Genomic DNA, 17,506 nt, shown 5'->3' with positions numbered 1-17,506 from the left:
GCAGGACCACCGATCGTGTGCTCACTCGGGCGCAATGACAGGTAACGGTCTGCTACGGTCCGTGAACGTCGGGCAACCCAAGGACGTGGCGTGGCAGGGGCGCACGGTGTTCACCGGCGTCTGGAAGCACCCGGTCGACGGCCCGGTCCGGGCGCGCCGGCTCAACCTGGACGGCGACGGCCAGGGCGACACAGCGGGGCACGGCGGCGAGCAGCGGGCCGTGCTGGTGTACCAGCTCGACTCCTACCGGTACTGGCAGCAGCATCTGGGCCTGGGTGACGACTTCGGGCAGTTCGGTGAGAACTTCACCGTCGACGGGCTGCCCGACGACGAGGTGTGCATCGGCGACCGGTACCGCATCGGCGACGCCGAGTTCGAGGTCACCCAGCCCCGCGTCACCTGCTACCGCGTCGGGATGCGCCTCGGCGTGCCCGAGATGGCCGCGCTGCTCGTCGCGCACCACCGCCCCGGCTTCTACATGCGCGTCATCCGCGAGGGCCACGTGCAGGCCGGCGACGCCATCGAGCGGACCGCCCGGGGCCCGATCACGGTGGCCGAGACCGACGCGCTGCTGTACCTGCCGAACCGCGACCTCGACCGGGTGCGCCTGGCCGCCGGCGTCCCCGCGCTGAGCCCCGGCTGGCAGGGCTCGTTCCGCGACATGCTCAGCCCGAAGACCGCCGCCACGGTGGCGTGGGACGGCTTCCGGCCGCTGCGCGTCACCCGCGTGATCCCCGAGAACGCGACGGTGACGTCGATCCACCTCGCGGGCCCACCCCGAACGGCGGCCCTCCCCGGCCAGTACCTCACCGTGCGCCTCCCGAGCGGCGCGGTCCGCAGCTACTCGATCTCGGACGACGCGTACCGCATCACGGTGAAGCGCGAACCGCACGGGGCGGCGAGCCGGTACCTGACAAACGAGCTGCGCCCCGGCACGACCCTGGACGTCGCCGCCCCCCGCGGCGACTTCGTCCTCGAGGACGGCCCGGACCCGGTGCTGCTGATCTCGGCCGGCATCGGCCTCACCCCGGTCCTGGCGATGCTGCACCACCTGGCGTCCGGCCCGAGCCCGCGGCCGGTCCGCTGGATCCACGCCGCCCGCAGCCCGCGCGAGCACCCGCTCGCCGCCGAGGTCACGGCCCTGCTCGCCACCCTGCCCGACGCGAGCGAGCACGTCTTCTACAGCGCCACCGGCGGCCGCCTGAACGCCGAGCGCCTGACCGCCCTGGCGGTACCCGCGACCGCGACGGCCTACGTGTGCGGCCCGGACGCGTTCATGGCCGACATGCACACCGCCCTGACGAGCGCGGGCCTGCCCGCGGACCGCATCCGCACCGAGCTGTTCACCGCCCGCCCCAGCCTCAACCCGGGCCTGGCCGACCGCCCCGCCCGCGCCCCGCACCCGCCGCCGGGCGAGCCGGGCGACGGACCCCGGGTGACGTTCGCCCGGAGCGGGATTTCGGCCGCGGTACCGCCGGCGCAGAGCATCCTGGACCTCGCCGACGCGTGCGACGTGCCGACGCGCTGGAGCTGCCGCACCGGCGTCTGCCACACGTGCGAGACGCCCCTGCTGTCGGGCTCGATCACCTACGCCCCGGCCCCGCTGGAGCCCCCGGCCGCCGGCTCGGTGCTGATCTGCTGCTCCCGCCCCACCACCGACGTGGTGCTCGACATGTAGACGCGGAATGGATCAGGCTTTCGGCCGCGCTTTCGGTTGCGCCGGTGGAGTCGATCACTGGTGCGCGAACGGTAGCGTGCGGCAGCGTGGTCGAGGATTTCGCGACGGAGGTCCGGCTCGGGGTATGGCTGGACCAGGCGGTCCCGGCGGCCGGCGCCCCCGACGAGCTGGACGCGACCGGCAACGTGCCGGCATCGGGGTACCGCGCCGGCGCCTGCGGCACCAGGAGCCGATCAGCATCGATTGGGTCGTCGACCTCGACGCGATGCCTGAGCCCGCGGCCCGGCCAGCACGCGCCCGCCTTGCGCCCGACCTCTACCGCAATGACGTCGACCAGGTGGCCCGCGTCCAGCTGGCGGCGCCCAACGGGCAGCTGGTGATCCTCGGGCCGCCGGGGTCGGGCAAGAGCACCGCGCTGCTGCTGCTGATGGAGAAGCTGCTGCGCCAGTCCGCCCGGCTGCCGGTGCTGCTCTCGCTGGCCGGCTGGGAGCCGTCGGTGGAGTCGCTCGACGACTGGATCGTCCGCCGCATCAGCGAGCAGTACCGGTCGGCCCGGTCCGGCCCCGACCACCTGCGGGCGCTGGCGGGCGGGTTCGCCGCTCCGGTCTGCGGCGCGTGGGCCGGCGGCGTGTTCGGCGCGCTCGGCGGGGTGACGCTGCGGCGGCGGTACGATCCCATGGCCGGCATGCTGTTGGCGGTCGGCGCCGGCACGCTGCTCGGGGCGGGGGTCGGATGGCTGGCCGGCGGGGCGGTCGACGGCCTTCTGGTCACGACCGCGACCGGAACGGGCCTCGGCCTCTGCTTCGGGGTCGCGACCGCGCTGGCCAACACGTCGTCGGGCTGGTACCTCACGACGCTGCTGCTGCTCGGCGCCCGCGGCCGGTTCCCGTTCCGGCTGCTGCGGTTCCTCCGCGTCGCCTACCGGAAGGGGCTCCTGCGCCGGCAGGGCTCGGTGTACCAGTTCCGGCACGTCGTGCTGCAGGAGTGGGCGCTGGAGTTCAGCGATGGGCGCTGACGGCGGCGTCCGGGGTGGGCCGGCTCGGCCGGGGAGAGCAGGATCAGGGACATGGGCAAGGCCACCTATCGGCCGCGGCGCGCCCGATCAAAGTGGGATCGTCGACGCAACCCAAGCGCACCCGTGCGACGTCTGGTAAATGTGCGTCTGGGGACCAAGGGGCCGGTGGCCGGAGTATTGATCGCCGCGGCAGTGCTCCTGCTGGGCACGACCGCCCGCGACAGCGAGCACGTCAACCGGGCCGCGAGCCCGGCGCCGCCGGCGGCGTCGGCCGTCCCGGTGGCCGCCGCGCCGCCTTCGGCCAGCCCCACGCCCTCGGCCAGCCCGTCGGCGCCGCCGGTCTTCCACACCGGCACCGGCCCGGCCGGCTCGTTCCTGATGACGGGCACCCCGGCGGTCGCGCTGACCTTCGACGACGGCCCGGACCCGATCAACACCCCGGCGCTGCTCGCCCTGCTGCGGGAGCGTCACATCCACGCCACGTTCTGCATGGTCGGCTTCCGCGTCCGGGACCGCCCGGACCTCGTGCGGCAGATCTACGCCGACGGCCACACCCTGTGCAACCACTCCTGGCAGCACCTGCTGAACCTGGCCCACCGCGACGACGCCTACATCGACTGGGACCTGAAGCACACCAACGACATGATCCACGCCGCGGTGGGGGCCGACGCGCCGATCCGGTACTTCCGCGCGCCCGGCGGCAACTTCACGCCCGCCCTCGTGGCGAAGGCGCGCGCGCTGGGCATGGACTCGATCTACTGGGACGTCGACCCGCGGGACTGGGAGCACACCCACGACTCGGGCGCGTCGGCGCACATCAGCCGCGTGATCGGCGACATCCAGCACAACACGCGCCCGGGCTCGATCGTGCTGTCGCACGACAACGGACAACCGAACACCATCACGGTGTACCAGCATCTGCTGCCCTGGCTCCAGGAGCGCTTCACCCTCGAAGGCCTCCCCGCTGCGGGACTGTGAGCCACAGGTACAGCGGCGGCAGGACGAGCCGTGCTGCGGCAGCGCCTTGCCGGCCGCGAGCGCGACGTGCTCGCGGCGGTGCTCACCGCCTGGCTGGTGTTCGTGCGTGCCCTCGTGGTCGACTGGCTGGCCGACGGTACCGTCGCCCGGAGCGAACTGCGCGCCATCTCCGTCGGCGCGCTCATGGGCGCGCTCGGTAGGGATAACCCTCTACTGTCGACTATGGACGGCCATGATGTGTGACGGCCCGCGCTTCGCCAGGCTTGACGCATGCCAATCACCCGCCGCGCCGTCCTCGGCGCCGCCGCCGCATCCGCGTTCGTTCCCGTGCTCGGCCGGGGCGGCGACGCCGACGACCTGATCCGGCTGCGCCGCGATCTGCACAGTCATCCCGAGCTCTCCGGCCAGGAGGCCTACACGGCCGGCGTGGTCGCGCGGCGGCTGCGCGCGGCCGGGCTCGAGGTCACCGCCGGCATCGGCGGGCACGGCGTCGTCGGGGTGCTCCGCGGCGGCGGCCGGGGCCGGACCGTCGCCTATCGCGCCGACATGGATGCGGTACCCGCACAGGGCCAGATCCCCGCCGGAGCCTCCGCCGCGCACGTGTGCGGCCACGACATCCACACGACGGTCGGCGTCGGCGTGGCCGAGGCCCTGGCCCGGCAGCGCCGCCGGCTCGCGGGCACCGTCGTCTTCGTCTTCCAGCCCGGCGAGGAGTCGCTCACGGGCGCGGCCGCGATGCTCGCCGATCACGTGCTGGAGCACACCCGCCCGCAGGAGATCCACGCCCTGCACTGCGGCCCGTTCCCGGTCGGGCAGTTCGCCGTCATGCCCGGGTTCGGTCTGCCCGGCCAGGACCACGCGACGGTCACGCTGACCGGGCCCGGCGCGGCCGACCGGGCGACGGGGCTCGCCGCCGCGATCAACGCGCTCGGCACCGTGGGCCTGCCCGCGAGCCCGGCGCAGATGGAGCGGCTCGTCGCCGACGTGCAGATCCCGCACGGCCCGTACGCCGAGTTCGTGTTCATGCGGGCGGCCGCCGCCGGGGAGCGGGTCCAGGTGTCGTACCGCTGCTGGCCCGAGGCCCGCTGGACCGCCCTGCGCGCCGACGTCGGGCGGCTCGCCGCGGCGGCCGGGCCGGCCACGGTGGAGTACCCCGGCGACCCGTTCCCGGCGATGGTCGTCCCCCCGGCGGACGGCGAGGCGCTGGCCCGGTACCTGCGCCGGACGAACGGCCGCGACCGTGTCGTCGGGCTGCACGCCGCGCTGCCGTACAACGGCGAGGACTTCGCGCTGTTCCTGCGGCGGCTGCCGGGCACCTACACGTTCCTCGGCGTACGCCGGCCGGGCGCCTCGATCGAGACCGCCTTCCCGCACTTCGGCGCCTTCGACCCGGACGAGCGCGCGATCGCCCACGGCGTGCGCGCCATGGCCGGGTGGCTCGCGCACCGGGCGGTCGGCGACCATGGTGACCATGGATGACTCCGGAGCGCACGACCGGCACCGCTTCGACTACGCGCCGTGGTCGTTCGCGGCCGAGGCGGCGGAGGAGGACCGGGAGCGCCAGCGGGTACGGCAGGAGGCACTCGGGCGGCGGCCGGGGCACCGCATCGGCGCGGAGTGCTTCGTCTCCGAGCTGGCGTCGATCGCCAACGACGAGCTGGAGCTGGGCGAGCGCAGCTACATCGCGGCGTACGCGTACGTGAGCGGCACCCTGCACACCGGCCGCGACTGCTCCGTCAACCCGTACGCGGTGGTGCGCGGCACGATCCGCCTCGGCACCGCCGTCCGCGTCGGCGCGCACACGTCGCTGCTCGGGTTCAACCACGGCTTCGCCGACCCCGAGGTCGAGGTGTTCCGCCAGCCCATGGGCAGCCTCGGCATCACGATCGGCGACGACGTGTGGATCGGCTCGCACGTCCTGGTCCTCGACGGCGTGACGGTCGGCGACCGCGCGGTCCTCGCGGCCGGGGCCGTCGTCACCAAGGACGTGCCCGCGGGCGCGGTCGTGGGCGGCAACCCGGCGAAGGTGCTCAAGTGGCGCGTCCGGCCGACGTTCGACAGCGACGTGGCACGGTTCGCCGACGCCGCCCGGTCGCGGGCCACCGCGATCCTCGACCGCTGCTTCGGCGACGACGGGCTGTTCCGCGACACGCCGGGGGCGCCGCCGACCGTGCGGGCCCAGTGCGACGCGATCGAGATCGCCGACCTGCTGCTGGAGACCGCGCCGCCGCAGCTGGACTTCCACGACCAGGTCGAGCGGCTGCAGGGCTGGCAGGACCCGGAGACCGGCATGGTCGGGCCCCTGAACCCGGACGGGAGCCAGCGGCCGCCGGAGCCGGGCCTGTTCGACCCCGGCGCCGACTACCACGTGCTCTGCGTCGGGTACGCCCTCGACCTGCTCGGCGCCCGCTTCCCCCACCCGATCCGGGTCGTCGCGGACGCCGAGCCGCAGGAGATCCTCTTCGGGCTGCGGAGCCGGCCGTGGTGGACGGACACCTGGGCGTCCGGGCACTGGGTGGACGTGCTGGCCACCGCGATGTACCGCAACCAGGAGCTCGGCGAGCCGGGCCGCCCCGGCGCGGTCGAGACGCTGTTCGGCTGGCTGCTGGCCAACGCCGACCCGAACACGGGCATGTGGGGCTCGCCCCGGCCCGACGACGGTCTGCTGCAGGTCGTCAACGGCTTCTACCGCGCCTCGCGGGGCAGCTTCGCGCAGTTCGGACTGCCGGTGCCGTACCCGGAGCGCGTCATCGACACCGTCCTGCGCCACGCCCGCGACGGGCGCGTCACCCGCCCGGAGCGCCAGAACGCGTGCAACATCCTCGACATCGCGCACCCGCTGTGGCTGACGCGGCACACCGGGTACCGCCACGAGGAGGTGGACGCGCTGGCCCGCACGCTGCTGCGGGACGCGCTCGGCCACTGGACGGAGGGCCTGGGCTTCGGCTTCCGCGCCCCGCACCGCGACGCCGCCGGCGACCAGGCGACCGTCCCGGGCCTGCAGGGCACCGAGATGTGGCTCGCCATCGTCTGGCTCCTGGCCGACCTGACCGGCCAGGCGGACCGCCTCGGCTACCGCCCGCGCGGCGTCCACCGCGCGGGCGGATGACCGCCATGGACTCCTCGACCCGGCGGAACCGGGCCATCTGGGAGGCGGCGGCGCGCAAGTACGTCGACGAGCACGACGAGCTGCTGGAGGAGGCGCGCACCGGCTCGTCGCTCTTCCCCGCCGAGGCCGCGCTGCTCGAGCCGCTGCTGCGGGACGGGCCTCTGGTGGTACACCTGCAGAGCGGCCACGGCCTCGACGACATCGCCCTGGTCCGGGCGGGCGCCCGCCGCGTGGTCGGCGTGGACTACAGCGCCACCACCGCCGGGGCGGCCCAGCGCCGGGCCGACGCCCTGGGGTTCGCGTGCACCTACGTGGTGGCCGCGCTGCCGGGCGCGCCGCTGGCCGACGGGTGCGCCGGCCTGGTGTACACCGGCAAGGGCGCCCTGATCTGGCAGCCCGACATCGCGGCGTGGGCCCGCGACGCGGCGCGCCTGCTCCGCCCGGGCGGACACCTGTTCGTGTACGAGGAGCACCCGGCGCATCCACTGTGGACGTGGGACCTGGACGAGCCCCGCATCCGCGGCGACCGCGGCTACTTCGACCGCAGCTACCTCAGCGACACCTTCCCCGGCGTCGGGGCGACGGTGTGGCTGTGGACGCTGGGCGAGATCGTGACCGCGGTGGTCGCGGCGGGGCTGACGGTCCGGCATCTGTCGGAGTACGCGGAACCGTTCTGGCGCGCGGGCGGCCTCGACGCCGCCGCCTTCCGCGGCCGCCTGCCGAACGCGTTCGCGCTCGTCTGCTCGCGCTGAGCCGTCACGCCTCGCTGAGCCATCACGCCTCGCTGAGCCGTCACGCCTCGCTGAGCCATCACGCCTCGCTGAGCCATCACGCCTCGCTGAGCCGTCACGCCTCGCTGAGCCATCACGCCTCGCTGAGCCGTCGCGCTTCGGTGAGCCGTCACGCCTCGGTGAGCCGTCACGCTTCGCCGGGCCGGAGCAGGACGGCGACGAGGTCGGACAGCGGCTCGGTGAGGTCCTGCTCGGTGGCGGCGACGAGCGGCTGGACGCCCATGGACGAGCGCAGCAGCGTCATGCCCAGGGCCGCCGCCAGCAGGATCTGGGCCCGCAGCAGCGCCGCCCGGTCGCCGGGCGGATGACCGCCGGCCGCGGTCGCCATCCGCTCGGTGATCGTGTGCACGAAGTCACGGCGGATGGCGTCGGCCCGGCCGTCGCCGGAGGACCGCAACAGCAGCAGGAGCATGTCGGGCAGGCGCCCGTCGTGGGCGGAGCTCGCGATCCGGTGCGCCATCGCGGGCGCGACGGCCGCGACGGACGTGTTGTCGGATTCGCGGCGCAGATCGGTGACCGCGGCGGCCAGGCAGGCCTCGAACAGCCCCTCCTTGGACGTGAAGTACCGGTTGATGAGCGCGACGTTCACGCCCGCCTCGTCGGCGATGTCCCGGACCGTCGTGGACGAGTAGCCGTCGCGGGCGAACCGGCCGATCGCCACGTCGAGCAGGGCCTGCCGGGTCTGCTCGGCGTTGCGGCGGCGGCGCACCGGCGCGGAGCCACCCGGCGCGCGGCCACCGGGTTCGGCGGGGACCGCCGCGTTCTGACCTGCTCGTGCCACTGCTCGTCCTCTCGTCCGCAAGCAGCGTAACGCGACCGAATCCCCGTAGTAAACAACCGCTTACTTCCGGCCGCATCGGGAGGCCGCCTCGGTGGTCGGGCTGGCCCTGCTCTCCACCGCCACGGTCGGGCCGCCGGCCCGGCGCACTCACCGGCCTGGCACGTCGTGCCGCCGGTCGGGATGCTCGCCGTGCTGCTCGGCGTCCTCGCGCTGCTGCGGCGGCGCTCGGCCAGGCCACCAGGGCGGCCGGCCACCAGGGCCGCCGGCCACCAGGGCCGCCGGTCGCGCACCGCCGCCGGTGGCGGTGGCGGTGGGCCGCCCGGCTGCACGAGGAGGCCCACAACGTCGCCGCCGTGGCGCGGGCCGTCAGCGTGGGGCGGCTCCCGCGGAGCTGCACGTCCCCTTCGTCCACCACGGCCGGAGCTGGCGTTACGCTTTCTGACGTGCTCACCGCCGCCGATCGGGCGTACCTGGAGCGGGCCGTCGCCCTCGCCCGCGAGGCCCGCGAGCGCGGCGACCACCCGTTCGGCGCGCTCCTCGCCGCGCCCGGCGGCACGGTGCTCGAGGCGCGCAACAGCGTCGTCACCGGTGCCGACCCGACCGGGCACGCCGAGACCAACCTGGTGCGGCTCGCCGCGGGCCTGGACCGGGCGACGCTGAGCGGCAGCACGCTGTACACCAGCACCGAGCCGTGCGCGATGTGCTCCGGCGCCATCTACTGGTCGGGCATCGGCCGGGTGGTGTTCGCGCTCTCCGAGGCCGACCTGGCCTCGATGGTCGCGGAAGAGGAGGGTGTACCGCCGCTGCGCCTGCCCTGCCGCGAGGTCTTCGCCCGCGGCGGCCGCCCGATCGCCGTCGAGGGCCCGGTCCCGCTGCCCGGCGCGGTCGCCGTCCACGAGGGCTTCTGGGCCTGACCGGGCGCTCAGCCCCGAGGGCCCCGAGGGCTACGCGACGGCGACAGCCTCGATCTCCAGCAGCCACTCCTCGGCGTAGATGTCCGCGATGATGATGGTGATCGCCGGGCGGTGCTCGCCCAGGACCTCGGCGCGGATGCGGGCGTTGGCCTCGCGGTGGCGGCGGTCGGACAGGTACGTCGTGATCTTCGCGAGGTTGCCGTAGCCCAGGCTCGCCGCGGCCAGGACCGTGCCGATGTTCGCCCAGACCAGGCGGCACTGGGAGTCGAAGTCCTCCGGGACCTCGCCCCACGGGACCTGGCCGCTGACGTAGACGGTGCGCTCGGCGCCGGTCACCAGGGTGCCGTGGGTGTAGTTGCCCGTCGGTTCGGGCAGGGCGGACGGGTCAAGGGCGGTGATCGTCACCGGAGCTCCTGACGCTCATGGCGGTGTAGTAGACACACTCGGTGCCGCCAGGGTTGGCGAAGGCGTGGGTGCGGTCGGACTCGTAGTACAGGGCGTCGCCGGGGCCGAGGCGGTGCTCGGCGCCGTCCAGGGCCACGGTCAGCTCGCCGGACTCGACCGCGACGTACTCGCGCGATCCGGCGGCGTGGGCGGCGAAGGTACCGATGGAGACGCCCGCGGCCACGTGGGTGCGGATGAGCTCGAACTCGACGCCCGGCAGCACCGGCGACAGGATGCGCCGCTGCCAGCCGTCGGGGTGGTCGATGGCGTGCTGCTCGCCGCGGCGCAGGAGGATCGCGCGGGCCGGGCGGTCCTCGCCGAGCAGCCGCGCCACGGTGGTGCCCAGGGCGGTCGCGAGGCGGGCGAGCACGAGGACCGTCGGCGACCGGGCGCCGCGCTCCACGTCGGAGATCATGCTGCGGCTGACCCCGCTCGCCGTGGCCAGGTGCTCGAGGCTGAGCCCGCGGGCCTGGCGCAGGTCGCGCAGCCGCCCGCCCAGCGCCGCGACGATCTCGTCCATGCCGTCCAGCATAGCGGAAAAAGTTCCGCTATAGCGGAGCCCCTTAACTCGGCCGGGCGCCGCCGACAGGTCATACGACGAGGACGGGGGTCTGCGCATGGCGTGGGGACGGGGAGCGAAGGACACGGCCGGATCGGGCGCCACGACGGCGTACGACACGAGCCCGGCGTCCGTGGTCGCGGAGCGGGACGCGCTCCGAGCCGAGGTCGCGCAGCTGCGCGAGCACCAGTCGGCGGCCCTGGAGCGGTTCGAGCTGATGACCGACGCGGCCGGGATCGGCCTGTGGGACATGGACGTCGTCGCCGACGATCCGGTGAACCCGAACAACACGTTCAACTGGTCCCAGGACTTCCGGCGCATGCTCGGCTTCAGCGACGAGCGCGACTTCCCGAACATCCTCAGCAGCTGGTCGTCGCGCCTGCACGCCGAGGACGTGGACCGCGTGGTCACCGCGTTCATGAACCACCTCAACGACCGGACCGGCCGGATCCCGTACAACATCGAGTACCGGCTGGCGCTCAAGGACGGCAGCTACCGCTGGTTCCGGGCGACCGGGGCGACGAAGCGGGACCGCCAAGGGACGCCCCTGCGCGTCGCGGGCGCGCTGTTCGACATCGACAACGAGAAGAACCTCATGGCCACCGCCGAGCACCAGCTCACCCAGCCGACCGCGTCGGCGGCGCGGCTCGGGCAGGTCAGCCGCGAGCTCAGCGAGGCCGTGACGGCGGCCGCCGCGCGGGCCGACGAGGCCGCCGCGACGATCGGCCGGCTCGACGCCAGCAGCATCGAGATCGGCAACGTCGGCAAGCTCATCACGAGCATCGCGGCCCAGACCAACCTGCTGGCCCTCAACGCCACGATCGAGGCGGCCCGGGCCGGCGACGCGGGCAAGGGCTTCGCCGTCGTCGCGGGCGAGGTCAAGGAGCTGTCCACCGAGACCGGGCAGGCGACCGAGCAGATCGAGGTGCAGATCAAGGAGATCCGGACGCAGACCGGCGAGGCCGTGAAGAGCATCCAGCAGATCAACGCCACGATGGCGACGCTGCGCTCGACCCAGGAGGCCGTCGACTCCCTCGTGCGGGAGCAGACCGTGTCGGTACCGGGGCGGCGTTAGGCATTTGCGGGGCCTCACTCGTTGGCCGTCATGCGAACGGTCATCTTGTGCAACGCACCGCCTGCAACTTTCGCTTTCTGATTGCGTAGTTCGCTCAGCGACCGGAGCATATCGATGGACAGCGCGCCAACCAGCTGACCAAATCGGGCCGGACTACTGTGCGAGGACATCCGACATGCTGCAAGCAGCGGTTACCGTGCGCGACATCGTCGATCTGGCCGTGGTCGAGATCGTGGCCCGGGGCCGGTGGACCTGGCGGCTGCGGGTCGATCTGCTGGCCGCGGTCCGCAAGGCGCTGGCCCAGCAGCCGCGCGCGCTGGTGCTCGACGTCGGGGGCCTGCTGGACGTCGACCGCGCGCTGACCCCGACGGTGCTGCTGGCCGAGCAGCAGGGCGCCGTGCAACGTCCTCCGGTACCACTCGTCGTCGTCGGCGGTGCGGACCACGTGGCCCGGCTGCACGCCAGCGGCGTGGCCAGCCGGGTCCCCATCCACCGGGACCGGGCGGTGGCCGTGCACCAGCTCGCGGGCACCACGCCGCCGTTCGGGCGGGCCCGCCTGCACCTGCAGCCCACCGTGCTGTCCCCGTCGGAGGCCCGCAACCTCGTCGACGACACCTGCCGCGCCTGGGGCCTGGTCAGCCTGTTGTACCCGGCCCGCCTCGTCATGTCCGAGCTGGCCACGAACGCGGTGGAGCACGCGGGCACCCCGTTCACCGTGACGATGACGCGCCGGGCCGCCGACCTGGTGCACCTCGCCGTGGAGGACGAGGTGCCGACCCTGCCGCGGATGCGCGTCTGGCCCAAGGAGGTCACGGTGACGCCGGCGATGCGCGGCAACGGCCTGCGCCTCGTGGCCGGGGCGGCGACGGCCTGGGGCTGCGACCGTACCGCCCGCGGCAAGGTGGTCTGGGCCACCCTGCGCGCGCGGCCGGTGTGAACGGGGATCTCAGCCGGCCGGCACCTCGACCGGCTCGGTGTCGACCGGCTCCGGCTCCGGCGCGACCGTCGAGCCGAGCACGCTGAGCAGGGCCGGGGCGAGCAGCGACCGTACGACGAACGCGTCGATCAGCACCCCGACGGACAGCGCGAACGCCAGCTCCCGGAACGGCCGCAGCGGCACGATGAGCAGCAGGCCGAAGCTCACCGCCAGGGTGAACGCGGCCGTGCGGATCGCCCGCGCCGAGTGCGGCAGGGTCAGGGCCAGGGCCTCGCGCAGCGGCCGGGTGCGGGCCTCGCGCCAGGCCGGGCCGATGCCGAAGATGTTGTAGTCGGAGCCGAGCGCGACAAGCAGCACCGCCGCCGCGAACGGCACGTAGAACGTCAGCCCGTCGGCGCCGAACACGTCCTGGAACAGCCACGTGGTGAGCCCGAGGGTGGCCCCGATCGCCAGGACGCTGCACGCGAGCAGCCCGATCGGCGCGAGCAGGGCCCGCATGAACAGCATCAGGAACAGCAGGTTGGCCAGCAGCGCGGCGATCGCGATCCGGCCCAGGTCGTGGGTCGTCTGGTCGACGATGACCCGGGCGACCGCGGTGTCGCCGCCGAGGCTCGCCTGCACGCCGTCCAGCCCGGCCGCGGACAGCAGGCCCGGCAGGTCGCGGTCGAGCCGGTTCAGCGTCTGCACGGCCCGAGCCCCGAGCGGCTCGTCGGCGAGGATCAGCACGTAGCGGGCGGCGGCGCCGTCGGAGGAGCGGAAGACGTCGTAGCCCTTCGGCAGGTTGGGCGTGGTCGGGCCGAGCACGGCGGCGACGCCGGGCTCGCGGGCGAGGGCCTGCTGCAGCTTCCCGAGCTCGGCCTCGCGGCCGCCGACCGCGTTGCCTTCCAGGAGTACCTCCGTGGGCGAGAGGATCCCGTCGGCGAACCCGGTCTCGGCGGCGGTCGCGGCGGCCCGTGCGGGGCGGTCCGCCGGCAGCGCCTCGACGAACGACACCCCGAGCTTGATGTGCGCCAGCGGCAGCGCGGCCACGACCAGCCCCGCCGTGCACACCAGCAGCATCGGCAGCGCGAACCAGCGCCGGGTCAGCAGCCGCGCCCACCAGCGGCCGCCGGCGGGCGCGCTCACCGGCGGTTCGGTGGGTGCGGTACGCCGCAGCGGTGACCAGAACGCCGCCCGGCCCAGGATCGCCAGCAGCGCCGGGACGAGCGTGACGGCCACGAGCACGCCGATGAGGATGGCCAGGGCCATGCCCGGGCCGAACGCGCGGAACGCGGGCGAGCCGGCCACGATCAGGGCCCCGGTGCCGGCGGCCGCGGTCAGCCCGGCGGTGGCGATGATCGGCGTGAACCGGGCGGTCGCCTGCCGGGCCGCGTCGAGCCGTGTCTCGCCGGCGGCCAGCGCGCGCCGGACCGCCGAGAGGTAGAACACGACGTAGTCGGTGACGACGCCGAGCAGCAGCGCGACGAGCAGCGGCTGGGTTTCCTGCGGCACCGGTACCCCGAGCTTCAGCGCCAGCGCCCCGCCGACGTGCAGGGTCAGCAGGGTCGCGGCGCCGGCCACCGTGAGCGCCACCAGCGGGGCGACGATCGAGCGGAACGCGACGGCGACGATGAGGAACACCGCCGCGATGGTGATCAGCTCCAGCCGCGACACCGACGACTGCACGATCCGCGCCTGCTCGACGCGGGCCGGTACCGACCCGGTGATGCCCACGACCTGGTCGTCGGCATCGTAGTGCGCGGCGACGAACCGCTCCGCGGCCTTGACCTGCCCCGCGAAGTTGACGCTGGGGTCGGTGAACAGCAGCGTCACGATCGTGGTGCCGTCCTCGGCCGAGCCCGGGAACAGCCCGAGGGTGTTCATGACGGGAACAGCCGCCCGGATGGGACCGGCGTCGGTGTACGTCCCGTCGCTGACCGCCTGCGCCCGCTCGATCGCATCGGCCTGCGTCTGCCGCGGCAGCCCCTGCGGGTTGCGCTGCACCACCGCGACCCGGCTGAGCAGCGGGAACCCGAACTTGTCGAACGAGCGCAGCTCGCTGCGGATCGCCGGGTTGTCGGTGGAGACGAGCTGCTCCAGGTCGCTGCCGCCCTGCCCGACGGCCGGCAGGTAGATCACCGAGGCCACGGCCGCCGCCGCCCACCCGCCGACCACGAGCCACCGCAACGCCACGACGAGGGTGGCGTACGCCCGCGGCAACAAGCTCGGCCGCCACCTGCTGCGCATCTCCATGCCCCGCGTTGTGCCCATCCATCGACGCGCGAAAACGGCCATGTCCCGTTCGTGCGAACTCACGGTTGACGCATTCCGTTATAGGCATATGATTGCGCCATGGCACGAGCGGCGACGACCTCGGACACGTTCAACGCGATCGCCGAGCCGCAGCGGCGGGACATCCTCGTGCTGCTGCGGGGCGGCGAGCGGGCCGTGACCGCGCTGGCGCGGGACCTGGGGATGAGCCAGCCCCAGGCGTCCAAGCATCTGCGGGTGCTCCGCGAGGTCGGGCTGGTGCGCGTCCGCGAGGCGGGCAAGCAGCGGCTGTACGGCCTGGACGCCCGCGGGCTGCGGCCGGTCCACGAGTGGGTGGGCGGCTTCGAGAAATTCTGGAACGAGACCTTCGACCGAATGGACGAGTACGTGCGAAGTCTGAAACAAGGCGGGGCCGGGGAAACCACCGCGGACCGCGAGATCGTGCTCTCCCGGGCCATCGGCGCCCCCCGGGAGCTGGTGTTCGAGGTGTTCACACAGGTCCGGCACCTGTCGCAGTGGTGGGGACCGGCAGGGTTCACGACCACGACGCGGTCCTTCGAGTTCCGCGTCGGCGGGGACTGGGACTTCGTGATGCACGGGCCGGACGGGACCGACTACCAGGAGTGGATCACCTGGACCGAGATCGTGCCGCCGGAGCGGATCGCGCTGGTGCACGGCGAGTCCCGGGACGATCCCAACGCCTTCGAGTCGGTCCTGACCTTCGAGCCGGCCGGCGAGGAGACCCGGATCGTGATGCGCACGGTGTTCCCCACCAAGGAGCTCCGGCAGGAGGCGGTGGAGAAATACCACGCGATCGAGGGCGGCCGGCAGACGCTGGACAACCTGGCGGCCTACGTCGCCGAGCTCACCGGGAACGAGACCATACCGAAGGGAACGCAGAGCTGATGGCCGGAAAGGTGTTCTTCAGCGTGACGATGTCGCTCGACGGGTTCATGGCGCCGGAGACGGTGCCCGTCGAGCTCGCCTTCTCGCCCGCCGGTCAGAGCGACCCGGGGGTCCAGCGCTGGATGACGAAGTGGTCGGAGCTGCAGGCGTGGCTGTTCCCGCAGCGGTGGTTCCGGGAGAACCTCAAGCTCGGCGAGGGCGGCGAGGAAGGTGTCGACAACGACGTCGCCCGGGCGACGTACGAGCGCACCGGCGTGAGCGTCATGGGCAAGCGGATGTTCGACGGCGGCGAACTCGCCTGGCCGGAGGAGGCGCCGTTCCACACCCCGGTGTTCGTCGTCACCCACACCCGGCGTGAGCCGTGGGAGCGGCCGGGCGGCACCACCTTCCACTTCGTCAACGACGGCATCGCCAGCGCCCTCGAACAGGCCCGCGAGGCCGCCGGTGACCGCGACATCCGCATCGCCGGCGGCGGCGAGACGATCCAGGAGTACCTGGACGCCGGCCTGATCGACGAGTTCTCGATCACCCTCGCGCCCGTGCTGTTCGGCACCGGCATCCGCCTGTTCGACCGCGTGGACCGCGACCGCATCTCTCTCGAGCAGACCCGCTCGGACGCGTCGTCCCGGGTGACCCACCTGACCTACACCGTCGGGAAGCGGTAGCCGGCGGCGCAATATCGGCGGCCCCCGGGGCAACCCGGGGGTGCCGGGCCGGAAACCCGGGAAGCTCTTCCCGATGCCGGCGCACGGCCTCGGACGGCAGCCTCGATGGTATGTCAAACCTTGTTCGCCGCGCCGGATCCGCCCTCGTCGTCATGGTCGCCGCCCTCGTCGCCGGGGGCGGGGCCGCGGCCGGCTCGCCGCCTCCGCCGGAGGGGTCCGGCCCGCCCGCGCGCACGGTCGTCGTCGCTGTGCCCGACCGCGATCGCGACGCCGAGGTCCTGCACCTGTTCGTGGCGGCCACGGCCGGGGCGCTCCTCGCGGGGCTGCTGCGGCGCCGGCCGCCGCCGACGTCCGGGCCCGGGCCCGGGCCCGGGGTGATCATCGATCTCGACCCCGGCCGCCGGCTCGCCGGCGGCGTCGGGCAGCCTTGATCGCATGAGTACGTGGGAGCAGCGGGTGCAGGGCGCGTGGGCGTCGATCGACGAGTACGAGGGGCGCGAGGATGCGTTCCGGGCGCTGATCGACGGCCTGGCCGGCGAGCGGCCCGCGGGCGATCCCGTCGCCGCGTTCGAGCGGGCCAGTGCGTGGGACTCGACCGGGCACTCCGACCGGGCCGTCCCGCTGTACCAGGAGGCGCTCGCGGGCGGGCTGGGCGGGTACCGGCGCCGCCGGGCCGTGATCCAGATGTCCAGCTCGCTGCGCAACGTCGGGCGGGTCGAGCAGGCCGTCGGGCTGCTCGAGGCCGAGCGCGCCGTCGACCCGGCCACGCTCGACGAGCCGACGCGGGGTCTCGCCGACGCGGTCAGCGCGACGCTCGCGCTGTGCCTGGCCGACACCGGGCGGGAGCGGGAGGCGGTGTCGGTCGCCGTCGCGGCGCTCGCCCCGCACCTGCCGCGCTACCAGCGCTCGATGGCCAACTACGCGCGCCGGCTGGTCGAACCGCAGTAGGTTTCAGTCGCGGTCGTCCGGGCGGCCCTTGGCGATGCGGCGCAGGTAGTGGTCGACCTCCTGCTTGTTGTACCCCCGCATCGAGGTGTGGAAGGTGACGGCCTGGGCCTCGGCGCGGGCCTCGGCCACCCGGGCCGGATCACCGGAGGCGATGGCGGGGTTGGCCTTGTCCACGAACGCGTCGACCTCGGTGCGCTCGTAGCCGCGGAACTCATTCGCGAAGTGCGTCATACCTGCGAGTGTGCGCCTGCCCCACCCGAAGCGCACACACCGTCCGGCAAGGTCACGCCGGATGGCCCCGGTCGTCGGTGTGGAACGACTGCGACGTGAACTTGTTCTGGAACACCTCGTAGCGGCCGTCGGGGCGCTCGACCATGGTCACGCCGTCCTGCCAGGGGCCGTTTTCGTCGTACCACTGGCTGTCCGCCGGATCGCCCTGACATGCCGTCATTGTGC

The 17,506-nt window shown here is 73.8% G+C and carries 20 protein-coding genes and 1 pseudogene; 15 read left to right on the top strand and 6 right to left on the bottom strand.

Annotation, left to right across the window (positions count from 1 at the left end):
• Positions 1-61 precede the first annotated feature (61 nt).
• From ACPPVO_RS26395 to ACPPVO_RS26365, 7 genes are all read left to right on the top strand, one after another.
• A complete protein-coding gene (locus ACPPVO_RS26395) occupies positions 62-1,678 on the top strand; it encodes an MOSC domain-containing protein (protein ID WP_426513828.1) in 1,617 nt (538 codons plus the stop codon).
• Between the two features lie 265 nt (positions 1,679-1,943).
• Complete coding sequence (locus ACPPVO_RS26390) at positions 1,944-2,693, top strand: hypothetical protein (protein ID WP_426513827.1); 750 nt, start codon at positions 1,944-1,946, stop codon at positions 2,691-2,693.
• 165 nt (positions 2,694-2,858) lie between these two features.
• Positions 2,859-3,671, top strand: coding sequence for a polysaccharide deacetylase family protein (locus ACPPVO_RS26385; protein WP_426513826.1), 813 nt, complete (start codon positions 2,859-2,861; stop codon positions 3,669-3,671).
• A gap of 30 nt (positions 3,672-3,701) precedes the next feature.
• Complete coding sequence (locus tag ACPPVO_RS26380) at positions 3,702-3,914, top strand: hypothetical protein (RefSeq protein ID WP_426513825.1); 213 nt, start codon at positions 3,702-3,704, stop codon at positions 3,912-3,914.
• A gap of 27 nt (positions 3,915-3,941) precedes the next feature.
• The gene (locus tag ACPPVO_RS26375; RefSeq protein ID WP_426513824.1) at positions 3,942-5,150 is read left to right on the top strand and encodes a M20 metallopeptidase family protein; all 1,209 of its coding nucleotides are present in this window, start codon (positions 3,942-3,944) and stop codon (positions 5,148-5,150) included.
• The gene (locus tag ACPPVO_RS26370; protein ID WP_426513823.1) at positions 5,143-6,780 is read left to right on the top strand and encodes an acyltransferase; all 1,638 of its coding nucleotides are present in this window, start codon (positions 5,143-5,145) and stop codon (positions 6,778-6,780) included. The genes ACPPVO_RS26375 and ACPPVO_RS26370 overlap by 8 nt, the downstream gene beginning before the upstream one ends.
• 5 nt (positions 6,781-6,785) lie before the next feature.
• Complete coding sequence (locus ACPPVO_RS26365) at positions 6,786-7,532, top strand: class I SAM-dependent methyltransferase (RefSeq protein ID WP_426513822.1); 747 nt, start codon at positions 6,786-6,788, stop codon at positions 7,530-7,532.
• A gap of 166 nt (positions 7,533-7,698) precedes the next feature.
• On the opposite strand, the gene ACPPVO_RS26360 is transcribed toward ACPPVO_RS26365, so the two are convergent.
• Positions 7,699-8,352 (bottom strand): TetR family transcriptional regulator, encoded by a 654-nt coding sequence (locus tag ACPPVO_RS26360; protein ID WP_426513821.1) that lies wholly within the window; start codon positions 8,350-8,352, stop codon positions 7,699-7,701.
• Positions 8,353-8,795: 443 nt separating this feature from the next.
• On the opposite strand from ACPPVO_RS26360, the gene ACPPVO_RS26355 reads away from it, so the two are divergent.
• Entirely contained in the window at positions 8,796-9,266 is a 471-nt protein-coding gene (locus ACPPVO_RS26355; protein WP_426513820.1) for a nucleoside deaminase, read from the top strand.
• Between the two features lie 30 nt (positions 9,267-9,296).
• Here ACPPVO_RS26355 and ACPPVO_RS26350 read toward each other — a convergent pair whose 3' ends face one another.
• Positions 9,297-9,671: a RidA family protein gene (locus ACPPVO_RS26350; protein ID WP_426513819.1), complete on the bottom strand. Its 375-nt coding sequence runs from the start codon at positions 9,669-9,671 to the stop codon at positions 9,297-9,299.
• Positions 9,652-10,230 carry a helix-turn-helix domain-containing protein gene (locus ACPPVO_RS26345; RefSeq protein WP_426513818.1) on the bottom strand — a complete coding sequence of 193 codons (579 nt, stop codon included), beginning with the start codon at positions 10,228-10,230 and terminating at the stop codon, positions 9,652-9,654. Before ACPPVO_RS26345 ends, ACPPVO_RS26350 begins: the two co-directional genes overlap by 20 nt.
• A 97-nt stretch (positions 10,231-10,327) precedes the next feature.
• On the opposite strand from ACPPVO_RS26345, the gene ACPPVO_RS26340 reads away from it, so the two are divergent.
• On the top strand, positions 10,328-11,344 hold the full coding sequence (locus ACPPVO_RS26340) for a methyl-accepting chemotaxis protein (RefSeq protein WP_426513817.1): 1,017 nt from the start codon (positions 10,328-10,330) through the stop codon (positions 11,342-11,344).
• Between the two features lie 175 nt (positions 11,345-11,519).
• Complete coding sequence (locus ACPPVO_RS26335) at positions 11,520-12,281, top strand: ATP-binding protein (protein ID WP_426513816.1); 762 nt, start codon at positions 11,520-11,522, stop codon at positions 12,279-12,281.
• A 9-nt stretch (positions 12,282-12,290) separates the two neighbouring features.
• Here ACPPVO_RS26335 and ACPPVO_RS26330 read toward each other — a convergent pair whose 3' ends face one another.
• Positions 12,291-14,513, bottom strand: a complete 2,223-nt coding sequence (locus ACPPVO_RS26330) for an MMPL family transporter (RefSeq protein WP_426513815.1) — start codon at positions 14,511-14,513, stop codon at positions 12,291-12,293.
• Between the two features lie 99 nt (positions 14,514-14,612).
• Here ACPPVO_RS26330 and ACPPVO_RS26325 point away from each other — a divergent pair.
• The 5 genes and pseudogenes from ACPPVO_RS26325 to ACPPVO_RS26305 all read left to right on the top strand — a co-directional run.
• A pseudogene (locus tag ACPPVO_RS26325) lies at positions 14,613-14,951 on the top strand (ArsR/SmtB family transcription factor); the annotation flags it as partial.
• A 21-nt stretch (positions 14,952-14,972) separates the two neighbouring features.
• Complete coding sequence (locus ACPPVO_RS26320; protein WP_426514698.1) at positions 14,973-15,437, top strand: SRPBCC family protein; 465 nt, start codon at positions 14,973-14,975, stop codon at positions 15,435-15,437.
• On the top strand, positions 15,437-16,102 hold the full coding sequence (locus ACPPVO_RS26315) for a dihydrofolate reductase family protein (RefSeq protein ID WP_426513814.1): 666 nt from the start codon (positions 15,437-15,439) through the stop codon (positions 16,100-16,102). Before ACPPVO_RS26320 ends, ACPPVO_RS26315 begins: the two co-directional genes overlap by 1 nt.
• Positions 16,103-16,212: 110 nt before the next feature.
• A complete protein-coding gene (locus ACPPVO_RS26310; protein WP_426513813.1) occupies positions 16,213-16,533 on the top strand; it encodes a hypothetical protein in 321 nt (106 codons plus the stop codon).
• A gap of 4 nt (positions 16,534-16,537) precedes the next feature.
• A complete protein-coding gene (locus ACPPVO_RS26305) occupies positions 16,538-17,050 on the top strand; it encodes a tetratricopeptide repeat protein (protein ID WP_426513812.1) in 513 nt (170 codons plus the stop codon).
• Between the two features lie 3 nt (positions 17,051-17,053).
• On the opposite strand, the gene ACPPVO_RS26300 is transcribed toward ACPPVO_RS26305, so the two are convergent.
• Together ACPPVO_RS26300 and ACPPVO_RS26295 are read right to left on the bottom strand one after the other, a co-directional pair.
• The gene (locus ACPPVO_RS26300) at positions 17,054-17,281 is read right to left on the bottom strand and encodes a DivIVA domain-containing protein (protein ID WP_360385592.1); all 228 of its coding nucleotides are present in this window, start codon (positions 17,279-17,281) and stop codon (positions 17,054-17,056) included.
• A 52-nt stretch (positions 17,282-17,333) separates the two neighbouring features.
• Positions 17,334-17,501: a DUF2278 family protein gene (locus tag ACPPVO_RS26295; RefSeq protein ID WP_426513811.1), complete on the bottom strand. Its 168-nt coding sequence runs from the start codon at positions 17,499-17,501 to the stop codon at positions 17,334-17,336.
• Positions 17,502-17,506: the final 5 nt, after the last annotated feature.

This window comes from Dactylosporangium sp. McL0621, assembly GCF_049995355.1.
Classification (GTDB): domain Bacteria; phylum Actinomycetota; class Actinomycetes; order Mycobacteriales; family Micromonosporaceae; genus Dactylosporangium.
Note: the sequence above shows the minus strand (reverse complement) of the source record. Positions and strands in the feature narration are given on the sequence as shown.